11 protein-coding genes and 1 tRNA gene are annotated in these 16,481 nt (G+C 55.8%); 2 read left to right on the forward strand and 10 right to left on the reverse strand.

The annotated features are described in order from the left end of the window. Nucleotides 1-41: 41 nt before the first annotated feature. Nucleotides 42-117 (forward strand) — tRNA-Ile (locus Q7U71_01425). A gap of 55 nt (nucleotides 118-172) precedes the next feature. Here the strand turns inward: Q7U71_01425 and Q7U71_01430 are convergent. From Q7U71_01430 to rsgA, 10 genes are all read right to left on the reverse strand, one after another. Next, nucleotides 173-1,729, reverse strand: coding sequence for an amidohydrolase (locus tag Q7U71_01430; protein ID MDO9390416.1), 1,557 nt, complete (start codon nucleotides 1,727-1,729; stop codon nucleotides 173-175). Beyond that, nucleotides 1,713-3,668, reverse strand: a complete 1,956-nt coding sequence (locus tag Q7U71_01435; GenBank protein MDO9390417.1) for an ABC-F family ATP-binding cassette domain-containing protein — start codon at nucleotides 3,666-3,668, stop codon at nucleotides 1,713-1,715. The genes Q7U71_01430 and Q7U71_01435 overlap by 17 nt, the downstream gene beginning before the upstream one ends. A gap of 421 nt (nucleotides 3,669-4,089) precedes the next feature. Beyond that, entirely contained in the window at nucleotides 4,090-5,688 is a 1,599-nt protein-coding gene (locus Q7U71_01440; GenBank protein ID MDO9390418.1) for an ABC-F family ATP-binding cassette domain-containing protein, read from the reverse strand. A gap of 128 nt (nucleotides 5,689-5,816) precedes the next feature. Further along, a complete protein-coding gene (locus Q7U71_01445) occupies nucleotides 5,817-6,659 on the reverse strand; it encodes a hypothetical protein (protein MDO9390419.1) in 843 nt (280 codons plus the stop codon). Continuing rightward, nucleotides 6,652-8,100 (reverse strand): GNAT family N-acetyltransferase, encoded by a 1,449-nt coding sequence (locus Q7U71_01450; protein ID MDO9390420.1) that lies wholly within the window; start codon nucleotides 8,098-8,100, stop codon nucleotides 6,652-6,654. Before Q7U71_01450 ends, Q7U71_01445 begins: the two co-directional genes overlap by 8 nt. 36 nt (nucleotides 8,101-8,136) lie before the next feature. Beyond that, nucleotides 8,137-8,865, reverse strand: coding sequence for a class I SAM-dependent methyltransferase (locus Q7U71_01455; GenBank protein MDO9390421.1), 729 nt, complete (start codon nucleotides 8,863-8,865; stop codon nucleotides 8,137-8,139). Nucleotides 8,866-8,924: 59 nt separating this feature from the next. Next, nucleotides 8,925-9,875 (reverse strand): hypothetical protein, encoded by a 951-nt coding sequence (locus tag Q7U71_01460; protein MDO9390422.1) that lies wholly within the window; start codon nucleotides 9,873-9,875, stop codon nucleotides 8,925-8,927. A gap of 44 nt (nucleotides 9,876-9,919) precedes the next feature. Beyond that, nucleotides 9,920-11,737: an ABC transporter ATP-binding protein gene (locus tag Q7U71_01465; protein MDO9390423.1), complete on the reverse strand. Its 1,818-nt coding sequence runs from the start codon at nucleotides 11,735-11,737 to the stop codon at nucleotides 9,920-9,922. Nucleotides 11,738-11,783: 46 nt separating this feature from the next. Continuing rightward, nucleotides 11,784-13,577: an ABC transporter ATP-binding protein gene (locus tag Q7U71_01470; protein ID MDO9390424.1), complete on the reverse strand. Its 1,794-nt coding sequence runs from the start codon at nucleotides 13,575-13,577 to the stop codon at nucleotides 11,784-11,786. Nucleotides 13,578-13,793: 216 nt separating this feature from the next. After that, on the reverse strand, nucleotides 13,794-14,900 hold the full coding sequence (gene rsgA, locus Q7U71_01475) for a ribosome small subunit-dependent GTPase A (GenBank protein MDO9390425.1): 1,107 nt from the start codon (nucleotides 14,898-14,900) through the stop codon (nucleotides 13,794-13,796). Nucleotides 14,901-15,615: 715 nt separating this feature from the next. Here rsgA and Q7U71_01480 point away from each other — a divergent pair. Beyond that, nucleotides 15,616-16,481: UbiA family prenyltransferase (locus tag Q7U71_01480; protein MDO9390426.1), on the forward strand; the 866-nt coding region annotated here is incomplete at its 3' end.

Raw genomic sequence — 16,481 nt, forward strand, 5'->3', positions numbered from 1 at the left:
CAAAATCGCAGTTGGCGTAACTCGTTTAAACACAAAGTAGTGGGCCCTTAGCTCAACGGTTAGAGCAGCGGACTCATAATCCGTTGGTTCAGGGTTCGAATCCCCGAGGGCCCACCAGTAAGAAAGCGGGACGACTTTTTAAAGTCGTCCCGCTTTCTGTTTCCCGCCGGTTTCAAACCTTTCGGGCAGATACATATGTATTTTCAACTTTGATCAGATGGAGTTTTTCCGGTTTGGTATGAAAAGGATCATCCGGCAGGCAGATGAAATCTGCCTGCTTGCCCGGTTCCAAGGTGCCTTTGACCGCTTCATCATTGGAAGCGTAGGCCGCATTGGAGGTATAGGCCCTGACCGCATCTTTGACAGTGATCCCCTCTTCTTTACGGCACACCGCCGCCTGGATGGCCGGCCAGGGGTTGGGGGACTCTATCGGCGTGTCCGAGCCGAAGGCCAGCCTGGCCCCGGTACTGGACAGCGAACCAAAAGGATAGGCATACCGCCCCCTGGCTCCCCAGTGTCTGTCGATCAGTTCCCGGTCCGAGGGATAATGGATGGGCTGGACCGAGGCAATGAGGCCCAGTTTACCGAACCGGGCGATGTCATCCGGGGCCACCAGCTGGCAATGCTCGATCCGGTGACGCAGTTTGGGGTTCAGATCGCGAACCCTTTCGAATATATCCAGGGCCAGGCGGTTGGCGGCATCGCCGATGGCATGCACCGCGCAGGCGATCCCGTTCCGGGAGGCGGCGGTCGCCAAGGAGAGCAGCTGGTCCTGGTCCATGGCCAGGATCCCCTGGGAGCGGCTGTTCTGGTAGGGATCCAGCATCAGGGCGGTCTGCGATCCCAACGAGCCGTCAATGAACAGCTTGAGCCCCCCGAACTTCAGCTTTTTATCCCCGAACCCGGACCTGACTCCCAGCGAGATCAGGTCTCCCAGTGACTGATGTCTTAAGTAGCATACGGCAGAAAGCTTTAAAGCGTTTTCGTTGTTCAGGTCCTGCAGGGCCTGGAACTCTTCGCTGGTCTCCATGGTGTGAAACCCGGTAAATCCCAGTCCGGCCAGGGACCTTTGCCCGGCCGTCAGGGCCTGCCGGTATTCCGGCCAGGAAGGCTTGGGGATCTGCAGATAACAGGCATTGGCGGCCTCCTCCCGCAGCAGGCCGGTCAAACTCCCCAGGGCGTCAAGCTCCACCACGCCGCCGGTGTTGGCCTGAGTGCTGCGCGACAAGCCCAGGTCCTTGATAGCGGCGCTGTTGACCCATCCGGTGTGCCAGTCCTTGCTCCACAAAAATACCGGGTTGGAAGGAGCTATGGCATCCAGATCGTTTTTATGGGGCAGGCGGCCTTCGGCCCAGATGTTCTTGTTCCAGCCGGTGCCGATGACCCATTGCCCCGGTCTTTTTCCCTTGAGATAAGAGAAGACCTTTTCCTGGCAGCCCTTTAGCGATCCGATCCCATCCAAATTGGGCCGGCTGAGCATCAGGGAATAGCCGCAAAAATGGGTGTGGCAGTCGGTGAAGCCCGGCAGGACGGTCATTCCCTGAAGGTCTATGATCTCCGGCTTCAATGATCTGTATCCGGACAGCAGTTCTTTTTTGGTGCCCACCGCCAGGATGGTTCCGGTAAAAGCATCGCAGGCCAGGGCCTCGGCCGTGTTTCTGTCCGCAACGGCATGGATCCTGGCGTTGGTGAAGAGCCTGACCGTTCCGGCCTTAGGCGTTCTCTTCATTGTAATGTTCCCATCGGTCATAGAGATATTTAAGCTCTTTGCGGTTCTTGTCAAAATCGTTCATCAGTTCTTTCATCTTCGCGCCGTCCTTGTAAATGGCGGGATCGGCCAGGCCGCCCTGGTCGGATTCCAGGGACTTCTGCTTTTTTTCCAGCAAATGGATCCGTTCCTCCAGTTCGGCCACCATCCGCTTGTTCTTCCGCTGTTCGGCCGCCTGTTGGGACCGTAGTTTCTTGGATTCCTCCCACAGCGGCCTGTCCGGCGGAAGTTTGGCGGCAGAAGCCTTTTCTTTGACCGGCTGGGGGGCCGCCGCAGCGCCCTGGGCCAGCAGGGATTCTTTTTTCTCCAGATACTCGGTGTAGTTGCCGGGAAATATCCCGATCCGGCCGCCGGCCACTTCCACCACGGTGTCCACCACCTGGTCCAGCAGGTAGCGGTCATGGGTCACCAGCACCACGGCCCCCTGATACTCCTTTAAAGCCTGCTCCAGGATCTCCTTGCCCTTCAGGTCCAGGTGGTTGGTGGGCTCGTCCATTATCAATAGATTGGCCGGCAGCAGCAGGGTGCAGCACAGGGCCAGCCGGGATTTTTCCCCGCCGGACAGCACCGAGATCTTCTTGTAAACGTCGTCGCCGGGGAAGAGAAAGGACCCCAAAATGGTGCGGATCCGCCCCGGCGTTTCCAGCGGGATCACGTCCTCCACCTGCTGGTAGACCGTCTTCTTGTCGTCCAGCATCTCGGCGGTGTGCTGGGCAAAGTAGGCCAGGTGCAGCTGGGGCGATTCCACCATCTCCCCGGAGGTGGGGGCTTCCACCCGGGCCAGCATCTTCAGCAGGGTGGACTTGCCGGCGCCGTTCAAACCCACCAGACCGAGCTTGCGGCCGTTCTCCACCAGCAGGTCCACATTGTTCAAAACCTGTTTGGAGCCGTAATGCTTGGAGACATCCTTCAGGGTCACCATGTTGCGCCCGCAATAGGGGGGCTGGGGCAGGTTCAGCCGGAAACTCTTGACGGTGGAGGGAAGGTCCACCCGCTGCTGCTGGAGTTTCTCGATCATCTTCTCCCGGCTGGTGACCATGGCCCGCTTGATGTAGTTGCCCTTCCATCGGCAGACGAATTCCTTTAAATGCGCGATCTCCTTGTCCTGCTCCACCTGCTGTTTGATCATCTGCTCCCGGCGCTTTTCCTTTTCGGTCAGATACCCGGAATAGTTGGCGTGGTAGATGTCCAGCCGGCCGTGCTCCAGTTCAAAGATCTTCTTGACGGTGCGGTCGATGAAATAACGGTCGTGGGAGATCATCACCGCGGTGCCCTTGAAGCTTTTCAGAAAACCCTCCAGGTATTCCATGGACTCGATGTCCAGGTGGTTGGTGGGCTCGTCCAGGAACAGATAGGAGGGGTCCTGCAGCAGCAGTTTGACCAGGGCCAGCCGCATCTGCCAGCCCCCGGAGAACGTCTCCACCGGGCGGGAGAAGTCATCCTCGGAGAAGCCCAGCCCCTGGAGCACCGACTTGGTGCGGCTTTCCAGCTGGTAGCCGTCCTGGCCCTCGAACAGGTGATGCAGCTCGCCGTAGCGCTCTATCACCGCCGGCAGCTCCGGGTCGTGCTGGGACATTGCGGCCATCAGGTGGGACAGCTCCTCGGCCTCGTCCCGCATGGCATGGCGGTCGGCAAAGACGGAGGAGGCCTCCTCCAGCACCGTCCGGCCCTTGAAGACCACCTCCTGCTGGGGCAGGTAGCCGGTGCGCATCTTTTTGGCCGAGGCAACCCCCCCGGTTGTGGGGCTCTGGAGCCCCAGGGCGATCTTGAACAGGGTGGTCTTGCCGGCTCCGTTGGGGCCCACCAGGGCGATGCGCTCGGAAAGTCCGATGTTCCAGGTGATATCCTTGAAGAGGACCTTTTCGCCGAAGGAGACAGATATGTTGGAAAGTTGTATCATTTGTATGGTGATTTTAGCATAAATAACTATCTAACTTGATTAGGAAAAGTAGAAAGAATATAGTGAATATGGTAAAAACGCAAGTTTTACCAGGTTATGTTCTTTTCTTTTTGTACCGCCAAAAAGAGAAGAACCAAAAGAAAAAGCTCGTCGCTTAAAACTCTCCGGGCCACGCTTACGCAAAAGCTTCAGCAGGCCCGCGTTGCGCTTCTCGTTGATGACGGGCTTGTCTGAACTCGGGCTTTGGCCAAGCCCTCAAACACGCCAGACAAGCTTTTTCCGCCATCAACTACGATGCTCACTGATCGTTTTAACGCGACAACCGTGGTCGGTACCTATTGGTTTCCATGTCTCCTGAACTGATTGGATAATCATTTTAGCATATTTCCCAAAAACTTGCAAACAGCCTTTGCGGCAGGCGCTATGAAACCGGGTTTCGATCCAAGGGCACCATCCTGGTGGCAAGCTTGCCGGTAAGATAGCGGTCGTGGCTTACCATCAAAATTGTTCCGGCATACTCCAACAGGGCCCGCTCCAAGGCCTCGGTTGAATCGATGTCCAGATGATTGGTCGGCTCGTCCAGCAGCAGCACGTTGGCTCCGGATAAAAGCAGACGGGCCAAAATTATCTTGGCCCGTTCCCCGGCCGAGAAGTGATCGGTGGTCTTCAAAACATAGTCCTCCCGCAGCATCAGGGCTCCCAAAAAGGTCCAGGCCTGCTCGGCCGTGCAGCCGCATTTCATCACTTCCTCCAAGGCCGTGGCCGCCGGGTCCAGGACCAGCTGTTCCTGGGGATAGTATCCCAGCACCGCCCGTTTGGCCCAGCGGAACTGTCCGGCATCGGGGTTTAATTCCCCGGCCAGGATCTTGATCAGGGTGCTTTTGCCGCAGCCATTGGGGCCGGTGATGACCAAACGTTCCCCCTGGTGGAGATCAAGGGAAAGGTCTGCCAGCACGGGATGGCTGCCGTACCGCTTGGCCAAGCCGTCAGCGGTCAGGGCATAACCCTGCAATTTGTCAATTTCCGGGAACTTCAGCTTAACCCGCTTTTCCACGAAAGGCTTGTCCGCCTTTTCCCTCTCCAGCTTCTGCTCGATCTTGGTCCTTACCGCTTTGGCCCGCCGGGCCATTTTCTTGGCGTAGCGCTTGGCCTTGTCGTCGGGCTGCTTGTCGCCCGGCTCCCGTTTCCAGCCCCGCTCGGTGCGTTGCGACCAGGCCATCCGGGCCGTGGCCTCTGTCTCCAGCCTGCGGATGGTCTTGTTATGCAGTTCGTACTCCTGCCATTGCCGCCCCTCCCGGGCCAGTCTTAAGGCCGCATAGGAATCATAATTCCCGGGATACTCGTGCAGGCTGCCCCGGCGCAGGTCCAGTATCCGCCCGGCCACCCGGTTCAAAAAATACCGGTCGTGGGAAACGATCAGGGCCGCACCCTTGAAGGCCAGCAAAAAATCCTCCAAAAATTCCCGGCCGGCCAGGTCCAGGTGGTTGGTGGGCTCATCCAGAAAGAGGATCTCCGGGTCCGAGAGGATGGTCCGGGCCAGCCAGGCCCGGGAACGTTGGCCGCTGCTGAGATCATTCAACGGCTGGGCCCACTGGGCGGGGGTGAAACCAAAACCTTTAAGCGTTCTTTCGACCCTGGCCCGGAAACGGGCTTTTTCTTTGTCCAGTCCGGCATCAGGCCCAAGATCATTTTCCCGGTCCCCGCTTTCCCGGTCTGGCATAAGAGCCGGCTGTTCCGGGTTGGAGGAACACAGGAAGGTATATAGATCGGCCGACGCGTCCGTTTCAGCTTGCTGGGGCAGGTAACCGTAACGGGTGATCGCAGCTGTCTTGATGACACTGCCGCCGGCAGGTTCCAGCTGTCCGCAAATGATCCGGAGCAGGGTGGTCTTGCCGCAGCCGTTGGGTCCAATCAGGCCGGCCTTTTCCCCCGGGTCGAGGCTGAAACTGATGTTCTGAAATACCGGGTGATCGCCGTAATCCCAGGAATGGGAGATATCATTGACGTTTATAATGGACATATGGCCCTCAATAAATGAAGGTTGACTTTTTATGCCAGGCCATATTGTACAGGCCCGGATCAGAATATGAGTATCATGGTTTGCTCCTGGTTGTAATTATGATTTGTGTCGCCGGGATTCAAGCCGTTTTATAATATTGACGCATTACCGACCAGCTGTTCCCAAAACAGCGCCGCTTTCTCAATGTCCGCTGGCGTTGGATTTCCTTCGTCCTTTGTTGCTATTGCCGTTGGTTTGCCCGTCCAAAGACCGCCATCCGGGGCCGTGACGATTTCAGCAAGATTCTCCAGCAGTTTGAATTTTACTTTACGATCGGTCTCAGCCAAACATTGCTGGACAAGTTTCAGAAACTCCGGGTCGTGAATTTCCAGGTACCGAACGGCCTTTTTCTCGCCCTCCCAAAGAATGCCCCGCAGGCTGAAATACCCCCAGAACAAGTTATTGATCGTGAAACAAAATCGCAAATCCAATGCTGTTTGATAGACCGGGTCGTCAGACTCTGCCATGCGATGATTGTGCCGATAGTCAAAATTGAGACCGAAACAAATACCGTACCTGTCGTATTCGCTGGGAGGGGCCGCCAGGTGTGTATTTTGTAATATGCCTTTCGCCCGTTGCAACCGGTTCGTACGGTCAAAAACAATATTTCCTGTCTGCAGCCACCGGGTGACGCTTAGCAGGTAGGTAAATGATTTGAACTGTTGTTTTTCCGTAATAATCCGGTCAACCTCATTGACGGTGGTGAAAAGCAAGTCGGTCAGCCGGTTGTCAATGCAGGTGACGCCAACATGCAGTGGCACCGGCGACTCGGACAGCACGATCAATATGTCGTAATCGCTGACTGGAGTCAGTTTATCGCCGCCGGTAGTGCCAACCAGCAGGATGCCGTCGACCGCAGGGTGCGCTTTCAACCGGTCGAGGACCTGTTTCAGCGTCATAGTGCTGGTGCTTGACTGGGTCGGGTCAGGCATTACTTTTCTCCATTTTTAAAACCGCGTATCGAATGAACTCGAGCGTCTTGCCTAATACTCCCGCATCTGCAAGCTGCCACCTTTTCACGCAATGGCGGACACCTTCCCGTTCTTCCCATGCCTGTTGGATAAATCCAGCCCATTCAGGATCCAAGGTTTGTACGGCCCACTTCACCCCGGCAAGCTTTGAGTGCACGGCCCCAGTCTCTATCGTATGCAGCATACGGCAATATGTCAGCACGGCAAACGATTGGCCGAACCGCGAATTCCAAAATCCGATCGGCTGGCCGAGTTCGGCAATAAATAGATCCGCTATAAGGCGCATCGTCGCTTTTACCTCCGCCAGCAGTCTCTCAACCGGGATCGGGGGGAGAAGTGATCCGGGCCCGGGTCCGAGGATGGTGATCCCCCGTTCTCTTAGTATCCAACGCACATGCCATTGATTGTCATGGTTTGAGCGCTCAAACGTTGTGCTGCCGTTATCTAAGTACCACAGCGGCTGGATGCCCACTCCTTCGGACTGATTGAGCTGCTCGAGACTGATATACGATCCTTCCAGGTGCTGCGCCGGATAACAGCCAAGGCCATTTATGCGGACATGCATGGCCTGCAGCGACTGGACAGTAACTTCCGTCAATTCATCCTTTATCACGACCATGAAATCGACGTCGCTGTCGAGGTCAAAATCGCCGGTAGCCAACGACCCCACCAGATAGATGCCTACCAGGTTTCCGCCCAGTTCCTCCTTGATCCCGGCAACGAGCCGGTCGATGACTCCCGGCAATTCCGGATAGGGCAGACTGGGGACAAGATTATTTTGAACCGATAAGCTCATGACATCGTCCTTTTGAGGATCTGTTTGATTGTTGTCCTGCAGCAGGACATCCGAAAGCGACAGTTCATTGGGCAAAGGGCGAAGGGGCAGACCATATACTACCATGCTGGTACCGTCTTCATGAAGGCGTTCCCCTAAATTCCGGAAACCAGCCTTCTGAGCTACGCGGGCAGAGGCGTGATTCTCCGGATTGAACTGTATCACGGCCGCTTTGGCGCTGGTTTGTTCAGATAGATGTCGCAACATCAGACCGACCGCCCTTGGAACGTATCCCCGGCCGCGGACAGCAGGACGAACGTTATATGTGATGTTTGCCACCACTCCGGGCCGGTAGCCTGGGCAGGCAAGATTGGCATCCACATAGCCCACAAGTTCGCCGGTAGCCGCTTCCCAGATACCTAAATTCAGCCACGTTCCGCCGGATTTCCAAGACAGCCGGGCCTCCTCGATCGCGGCTCTGGATGTTTCGATGGTGCTCCTGCCGCCAAAGAAACGCACAGTCACGTCATCTTCGTTCGCGAGATGGGCTTCGGCGTCAGCTATGGTCATCATACGCAGGATGATAACGCCATCGGTTAGTTCAGGAACGGTCTTCAAAGCAACCATCTTTCTGTAGCTACTGTAATTGCCTATTACTATTAGTTATTTTACCCGGCAGACATATACCAACCGCCCCGATAGCTTCCGTGCCCGTCCGAATTGCTTCCCGTCATATTTCCTAAAATCAAAACCCGCTTGAGTCAGAAGGTTTTCAATTTCCAACGCGCGGTAACCCCGCTGGATATGAACCTCTTCAAATTTATTATAGAAATTGCCATCAGGAATGAATCCGGTTATAACTGTTTTCCAAATTGCCCGCTTAGCATCAAAAGACCCTTCCAAAACAACTAGTGCCTGGCCATCTCGGACAGTCCAAACCCGGTTCCAATACCGTGCAAAGCCTTCGTGAGTATTTACGTCGAACACAAACACACCGCCGGGCGCCAAATGTTTTTTGAGTCGTTTGAAGACTATAGATAGTTCTCTCTTGGTGGTAAGATAATTTAAACTATCGTACAAGCAGGTGATGACATCAAAAATTTCAAGCAGATCAAGTTTTCTTATATCTTGCTTTAGCAAGATAGCCCGGGGTGTGTTCTTTTTGGCATATTTCAACTGGTGCGATGAAATATCCACTCCCACCGCCCGAAACCTCGCATCGCTGACCATAGACAGCAATGAACCGGTGCCGCAGCACAGGTCAAGCCAGGAGCTATCCCTTGGATTGATCCCGGTTGTTGTTCTCTTTAGAAAAGGCCAGATCCTTTGACTAAAAGATGCCCAATTTCTATCATAGACCGTTGCGAATTCTTTGCCGTAAATGGTGTTCAATTAAATATTCCTTTCAGCCATAGATATTCTTGGCACAATTAACAATCAAAGTAAAGTAATCATATTGTTTTGGTCCAAATATACCCGGAGGGATATTTCCTCATAAACCCGATCTTTTCGTAGAATCGCATGTCGGAATCCATTACCGCTTTTTCGACACCCAATTTAGCCGCTCTCCGCAGTCCTTCCAGCACAACTTGTCTGCCCATGCCCAAACGGATCGATCCCACCGGTTCCAGATGGGCTATCTTGTTGTGTTCGTCCAGCCAAACGATGCAGCAGGCCAGATATTCGCCGGAGGCGTTCGTTACGACCAGGTCGAGTTCCTTGCGATAGTCGGGCGCTCGCTGCAATTCCTGATAGGAGAACAGGGCCGGCCAATCATTGGGATCAGAATGCCTGAACGATAAGCCGAATATCTTTCTCCGTTTCTCCAGATCGTTTTCATCGGCCATGGAAAGAACACGATATCCTTCAGGCAGGTCGGACACAGGCAATTGCCTCAGGTCGTATTCCAAGTAATATCCGCAAGGCATAGAGTCCTTTGCATAACCGCGCTCAGCGGCCAAAGCCTGGAACCTTTTGTCATGCTCTGAAACAAATATCCGAACCATTCCGTTGTCGGCAAATGTTGTTTCGGCATAATCAACCATCTCGCCGAGCAGACAGTCATAGCTTGGATGTCTTTGAAGATAAGGCATACCTGGATGTTTTGGCGCGTATTCATCGGGGTTTACCACACCGACGATCTCCCCGGACCCGTTTTCCCAGACACCTATTGAATTCTCCCAGAAACGGATATTTTCCTGACTTTTGCTCCGGATATCGTCAATAGACGCATTTACCAGTCCTTGGGCACCGAACATCGGGGCCACGAAATACCGGGCATAGTTCCACCGTTCGATCCCCCAGTTAAAGGGACTTCCGCCGACGAGATAATGGTTGGCCAACAGATCACGAACACGCAGAAAGTCGTGCTCAGGGTCGTATCGGCGATGTTTTACCAGCATGATTGATTTCCTATTTAAATCGTAAGGGACCTACGGTTGGTTTTCTAAACTGCCGGTTTTACCCCATTGCCATTCCCGTTCTCCTGCAGTTTTTCCTTTTCCCGCAGGGTCACATAATACCCGTCCCTGGCCAGCAGCTCCTGATGGCTTCCCTGTTCCGCTATCCGCCCGTCCTTCAGCACCAGTATCTGGTCGGCCCTTTCGATGGTGGAGGTCCGGTGGGAGATGATGAAGCAGGTGACGCCGGGGAGCTTCTCATTCAGCTCCTGCCAGACCAGGGCTTCGGTGGTGGCGTCCAGGGCCGAGGTGATGTCGTCCAGGATCAGTATCTTGGGATGCCCCAGGGCGATCCGCTCCACGATGGCCCGGGCCAGGGAGGCCCGCTGTTTCTGGCCGCCGGAGAGGCTGGTGCCGCGCTGGCCGATCAGGGTGTCGTAGCCGTTAGCGAAGCCTTTGACCTCCTTCTCCAGCTGGGAGATGCGCCCGGCCTCGACCGCCCGGTCCTGGTCCACGTTGTCCCGGTGGAAGATGACGTTGTTCAAAATGCTTTCGGAGAACAGCAGGGCCTCCTGCGGGGCATAGCCGATGATGCTCCGAAGTTCTGACAACTTGAATTCCCGGATGTCGACGCCGTCAATTTTGACCGTGCCGGAGGCCGGGTCGTGCAGGCGGAGCAGCATATGGACCAGGGTGGTCTTGCCGCAGCCCACCTCGCCCATCAGGGCTATCTTCTCCCCCCGGGCCACCCGGAAGCTGACATCCTGCAGCTGGTATTTGTCGTTCTTCCCGTAGCTGAAGGACACCTGCTGGAAATCCAGGGAATGTTCAAACGATATGTTCCTTGGTTCTGACGGATCGCCGACCTCCGGCAAAGCGGTCTCCAGCTCCCGGACCCGGGCATAGGAAACGGCGGCCCGCTTGCCGGCGAGGAAGAAGTTGCCCATGTTCCACAAGGGCTCCACCATCATCAGGCTGTAGGTGTTGAAGGCCACGAAGCTTCCCAGGGTCAGGCGCCCTTGGATCACCAGATACCCCCCGACCAGCAGCACCACCAGCACCCCCAGCTGGTCGACCAGGATGTTGGAGGAATTGAACAGGCCTTCGGACTGGATGGTCTTGACCTCGGCCTTTATCCGGCGGTCCATGGCCCGGGCAAACCCCTGCTTCTGGTGGTCCTGCCGGTTGTAGACCTTGAGCACCCGGATGCCGGAGAAGCAGGCCTCCAGAAAATCATTGACCGCCGAGATGGCGTTCTGCAGTTTGAGGAAGCGCCGTTCGAAGGTCTTTTCGTTGTACAGGAACAGCCAGGCCACAACCGGCACCGGCAGCAGGGCAAAAGCCGCCAGGGTGGAGTTCATCCGGAACATCACGATCAGGATGAAGCTGAACAAGGCCAGCCCCTGCACCGCCCGGAACAAACCGGAACAGGTGAACCAGGAGAACTTTTCCGCCAGGTCGTCGGTCAGCCGGGTGACCACGTCCCCGGTCCGGTGGCCGGACAGGGTGGAGGGCCCCAGCCTGGTAAGGTTGGCAAAGATCCTGTTCCGCAGCTCGGCCTCGATGTTCATGTTGGTCCAGCCCCGGGTGGACATTAATATCCAGTTGACTATGGCCGCCCCGGTTCCCAGCAGCAAAAGGAACAGCACGTTGCGGTTCAGCTGCTGCAGGGGAAGCTGGCTGAGCAGGCCGTCCACCACCAGCTTGAAAAAGACGGGGTAGCTGATGGCCAGTGCGGTATGAAGCATGGTCATCACCAGCAGCAACATCAGCTTGAGTTTGTGAGCACCCCAGTAGCGGTAAAGCCATCCAAAGATCAGCTTCAGGCTGCCGGAGTCCTTTTTGTTTTCTATTCTGTCTGACATATAGCCCTAATGCATTAAAAGATTAGCTAATGATCAATATTGATCATCAGGCAAACTGTATCCGGTACAGCTTGGCATAATAACCGTTTATTTCCAATAATTCTTGATGCTTGCCGGATTCCACGATCCGGCCCTTGTGGATCACCATTATCTTGTCGGCGTCCAGAATGGTGGACAGCCGGTGGGCCACGATCACCGCGGTCCGGCCTTCCAACAGGCGCTTGATGCCTTCCTGGATCAGCCTTTCCGACATCGGGTCCACCGAGGAAGTGGCTTCGTCCAGGATCAGGATCTGGGGATCGAAGGCCAAAGCCCGGGCAAAGGAGACCAGCTGGCGTTCGCCCTGGGAGAGGTTGGCGCCCCGCTCGGCCAGCTCCGACTCCAGGCCGTGGGGCATCTTGTCCAGCATCCGTTTCAGCCCCAGGATCTCTACCGCCCGGTCCAGCTGCTCCCGGCTCATCTCCGAACCCAGGGTCAGGTTCTCCTTCACCGTCCCGGGGAAGAGGAAGACGTCCTGGAGCACCAGCCCAAAGTGGCGGCGCAGTTTGTCCACCGGTATCTTCCGGACATCGGTCCCGTCAATGGTGATGCAGCCCGACTGGGGGTCGTAGAACCTGAGCATCAGGTTGATGATGGAGCTTTTGCCGCCTCCGGTGGCGCCCACCAGCGCTATTTTCTCGCCTTTGTTGATGGTGAAATTGATGTCGCGCAGCACCCAGTCCGGCTCGTCTTTCCCGGCCCGGGTCAGGTAGGAGAAGTTTACCTCCTTGAATTCAATGGAATCATTGAACCGGGTCCATCCGCAGTCTTTATCGGCATTGACCACCAGGGGCTGGAGGTCCATGATCTCGAAGACCCGCTGGGCTCCGGCAAAGGCCCGCTGCATGACGCCCACCTGCTCCGAGAAGGCGTAAACCGGCATGAAGAACTGCCGGAGATATCCCAGGAAAAGCACCATGGCCCCGATGGTCAAAACCCCCTTGGCCACCATGTTGCCGCCCACCAAAAGGATGATGGCCAGTCCGGTTATCTCAAAGACCCCCACCAGGCTGAAGAAGCCCATGGTCATCACATCGGCCGGCAGCAGGGTCCGGATATAGGAGCGGTTGAGCTTGGCCATCTTCTGTTTGACCGCCTCCTCGCGGGAAAAGGCCTGGATCACCTTCATCCCCTGGACCATCTCGGTGAGGTAGGCCACGATCTCGGCGTACTTTTTGCGGACCACCAGGAACATCGGCCTGACCTTCTTCTGGAACAGGACGGTCAGCAGCACTATCACCGGGATCAAAGTGGAGACCGCCAGGAACAGCCGGGGGCTGACCCTGATCATGATGAATATCATGCCGCCAAGGCTGACCACCGCGCCCAGCACCGTGAACATGGTGGAGGTGAACAGCCGCCGGATGGCCTCGGTGTCGCTTTCCACCCGGGCGATCAGCCTCCCCACCGGGTGCTGGTCAAAATAGGAGATGTCCAGCCCCAGCATGTGCCCGAACAACTGCTCCTTAAGGGCCGACACGATCTTCACCCCCAGCGATTCCAGCAGCACCAGCATCAGGTAATTGACGCCAAAGGTGGCCAGCTGGAGCAGGACGTAGAGCCCCACCGTCAGCAGCAGGCCCTTAAAGTCGCTGCCGGCAATGTTGACGTCTATGGCCCGCTTCAACAGCAGGGGAGGCAGCAGTCCCAGGGCCGAGGAGATGGTCAGTATCAACCCGCCGCCAAAAACCCTCATTTTGAAGGGCTTAAGCAGGGGAAGCATCCGTTTTAAGAGCTGCCGGTCGTAGATCTTCTTGGATGGCAGGTCTTCTATATTTTCGTCGCTTTCATCGAACCACATAAGATAATTCCAATAATTAATTATTCAATTATTCAGCCACTAAGCCTGACCTGAGTGGAGCCGAAGGGACACCAAGACACAAAATGATGGATAAGCCGGGTCACCCAGCAGCACTTCGTCCGGGATCAGAGTGTCTCTCAGTATTGCACTCAGGGCATGCTTCGTGGTTGAATGGTTGCCATTTTTGTTTGATTGTTATTTTGCGGGCCAACCGGGTCATTCCTCATCCAACACTTCCCGCCGCTGCCCGCTCCGCACTTTTTTCTGGGAGCTCCGGTGTTCCGTGATCTTGTTTTTCATGGCCTGCTTTTTTTGATGGGCCGTCAGTTCCCGGTGCATCTTCTGGTAGTTCTTGAAACGGGAGGGCTCCAGCCCGCCGCTTTCCATGGCCTCTTTCACGGCGCAGCCCGGCTCCCCGTCATGGCGGCAGTCCTTGAAGCGGCAGGCGCCGGCCAGTTCCTCGATGTCGTCAAAGGTCTGGGCCAAACCGTCGCCCCCGTCCCACAGCTGCATTTCCCTTAAGCCGGGGGTGTCGATCACCATCCTCTTGTTGGGCAGCAAAAACAGGTTGCGGCTGCTGGTTATATGCCGGCCCTTGTCCTTGTATTCCGACAGCTCCCCGGTGGCCAGGGAATCGGTCCCGGTCAGCCGGTTGACGATGGTGGATTTTCCCACCCCCGAACTGCCCACGAAGACGCAGGTCTTGCCTTCCGGCAGATATTCCCAAAGCCTTTCCAGCCCCTGGTCCTTGGCGGCGCTGGCCACCACCACCGGGATCTCCCGGGCCGCCCGTTCCGCTTCCCTTTGTTTTTCCGCCGGATCCAAGCAGAGGTCCGCCTTGTTAAGCACTATCACCGGCCGGGCCCCGCAGTTCCTGGCCGAGACCAGATACCGTTCCAGCCGGCTGAAATTAAGTTCGTCGTTAAGCGCCCCCACGATGAACACGGTGTCGATGTTGGCGGCCATGGTCTGCTGGTCGGTCAAGGCTCCTGCCCGGTTCCGGGTAAGGCAGTTCTTCCTGGGCAAAATGGCCTTGATGGTCCCGCTGCGGTTGGCCGGGTCGTGGTCAAAGGCCACCCAGTCGCCCACCGCCGGGATCCCGGTCAGCCATTCTTCCGGCAGTCCTTCGGTCAGTATCCCGTCCCGCAGTTTTCCCGAGACCGCCAGTTCCAGCTCGCCCAGTTCCGTTAAGACCCTTACCAGGCTTAAATGGACGGCCGCCACCCGGCCGGGCAGGATGTTCTTGTTTTCAGGCAGGGCGGCGACCAGCAAACGGAAATTCCGTTCGAAATGATCATCCCAGCCCAGGATTGAAAGGTCCATTATTTACCTCAATGTCTCTGTTTTTTAGTTGATGATGGGTTTTCCGCTTATGGTCCTAAGATCCGGCAACGAGATGCTCTTTATGATCTGATCCAATTTATGCAATTCGCAGAGCGTTGGGTCATCTTTTAAACAGCGTTCCAGTATCTTCAGCATATTGTCCTCCCTTCGGTGTCGTGGCTGATCTCGCTTTAAACCGCCTCTGCGGGTTGGGGAGATGACGGGCAAATAAAAAAAAGCCACAGGTTAAATTTTTTCCTGCGGCTTTTCGCCCGGCATCAGTGCCGGGGCGAAGAATGGTAAAAGAAAAAGGCCGCAGGTTTTGCGCAAACCCATGGCCTTGTAAAGAAGATCAATTCAAATCAACTGTGGCATGGGGGCGCAATTATCCCAAGGAAACTATCCATGGGAAGCAGATTCGCGATTATGTCAGTGTGGTTTATCATTTATGCGCACCCCCCTTTGGGTACCTGTCAGAAAGTTAAGGTTTAAAGTTAATGACATATTTTATATTAAAAACGATCGATTTGTCAAGTCTTTTTTTTAAAAACCGGTAAAATGTTTAAGATCTCTAAATAATTCAGGGGCCCCGGCGTCCCATTATACTTTTCCCGAATGTTTCCGGCTTCTTTTCTTGACATCATTAAACGCCCTTGCTATAATGATATTCAGGATTATCATTACTAGTTTCCGGGTTAATTCAGACAAATTTAAAATGAACGACAAAAAACCAAACATCCTGGATTATTTCTTCGTCCTGCGGCCCATTCTTTTGGTGCCGGCCTGGACCATGCTGCTGGCGGGCTTTTACCAGGCCCAGCTCCAGTCTGGGGTTCCAGCCAAGCCGCTTTGGCTGCTGCCGGGAAAGCTGTGGCTGGCCCTGGTCCTGTACAGCGGGCTGATGGGCGCGGTCTACATCGTCAACCAGATATTTGACATCGAGACCGACCGGATCAACAAGAAGCTGTTCCTGGTGGCCGAGGGCTATGTCAGCAAGTCCGGCATCTGGGCGGAGGCGGGGATACTGATGGTGCTGGCCCTGGCCCTGGCCGTCTATTATTTCAGCCGGACCTTCGCGGTGATCATTCTGGCCTCGGGGATCCTGGGTCTGCTGTACTCGGTTCCGCCGTTCAAGTTCAAGGCCAAACCATTCCTGGACATGGCGGCCAACGGTTTCGGCTACGGCGGGCTGGCCTTTGCCGCGGGCTGGCTGGTCTCCGGTCAGTACAGTGAAAAAATATGGCTGGCGGCGGCGCCCTACATGCTGGCGGTGTCGGCGGTCTACGTCAACACCACCATTCCCGATTACCATTCGGACAAGGCCACCGGCAACATTACCACCGGGGTCTTTCTGGGCGGAACGGTCACCATCGGGCTGGGACTGGCCCTGATGGCCGGTTCGGCGGGGCTGGCTTATTACCTGAACGACAGGCTGTGCCTGATCGCCGCCGTCTGCGCCTTGCCATTGTTCCTGATAGCGGTGATCACCGGGAAGATGCGCTGGACCATGATGTCCTACCAGGGGGGATCCTTGATACTGGTGCTGTTGGTGGGGCTGATGTATCCCGTGTTCTTTTTATT

It is taken from the genome of bacterium, assembly GCA_030655055.1.
GTDB lineage: Bacteria > Edwardsbacteria > AC1 > AC1 > EtOH8 > UBA5202.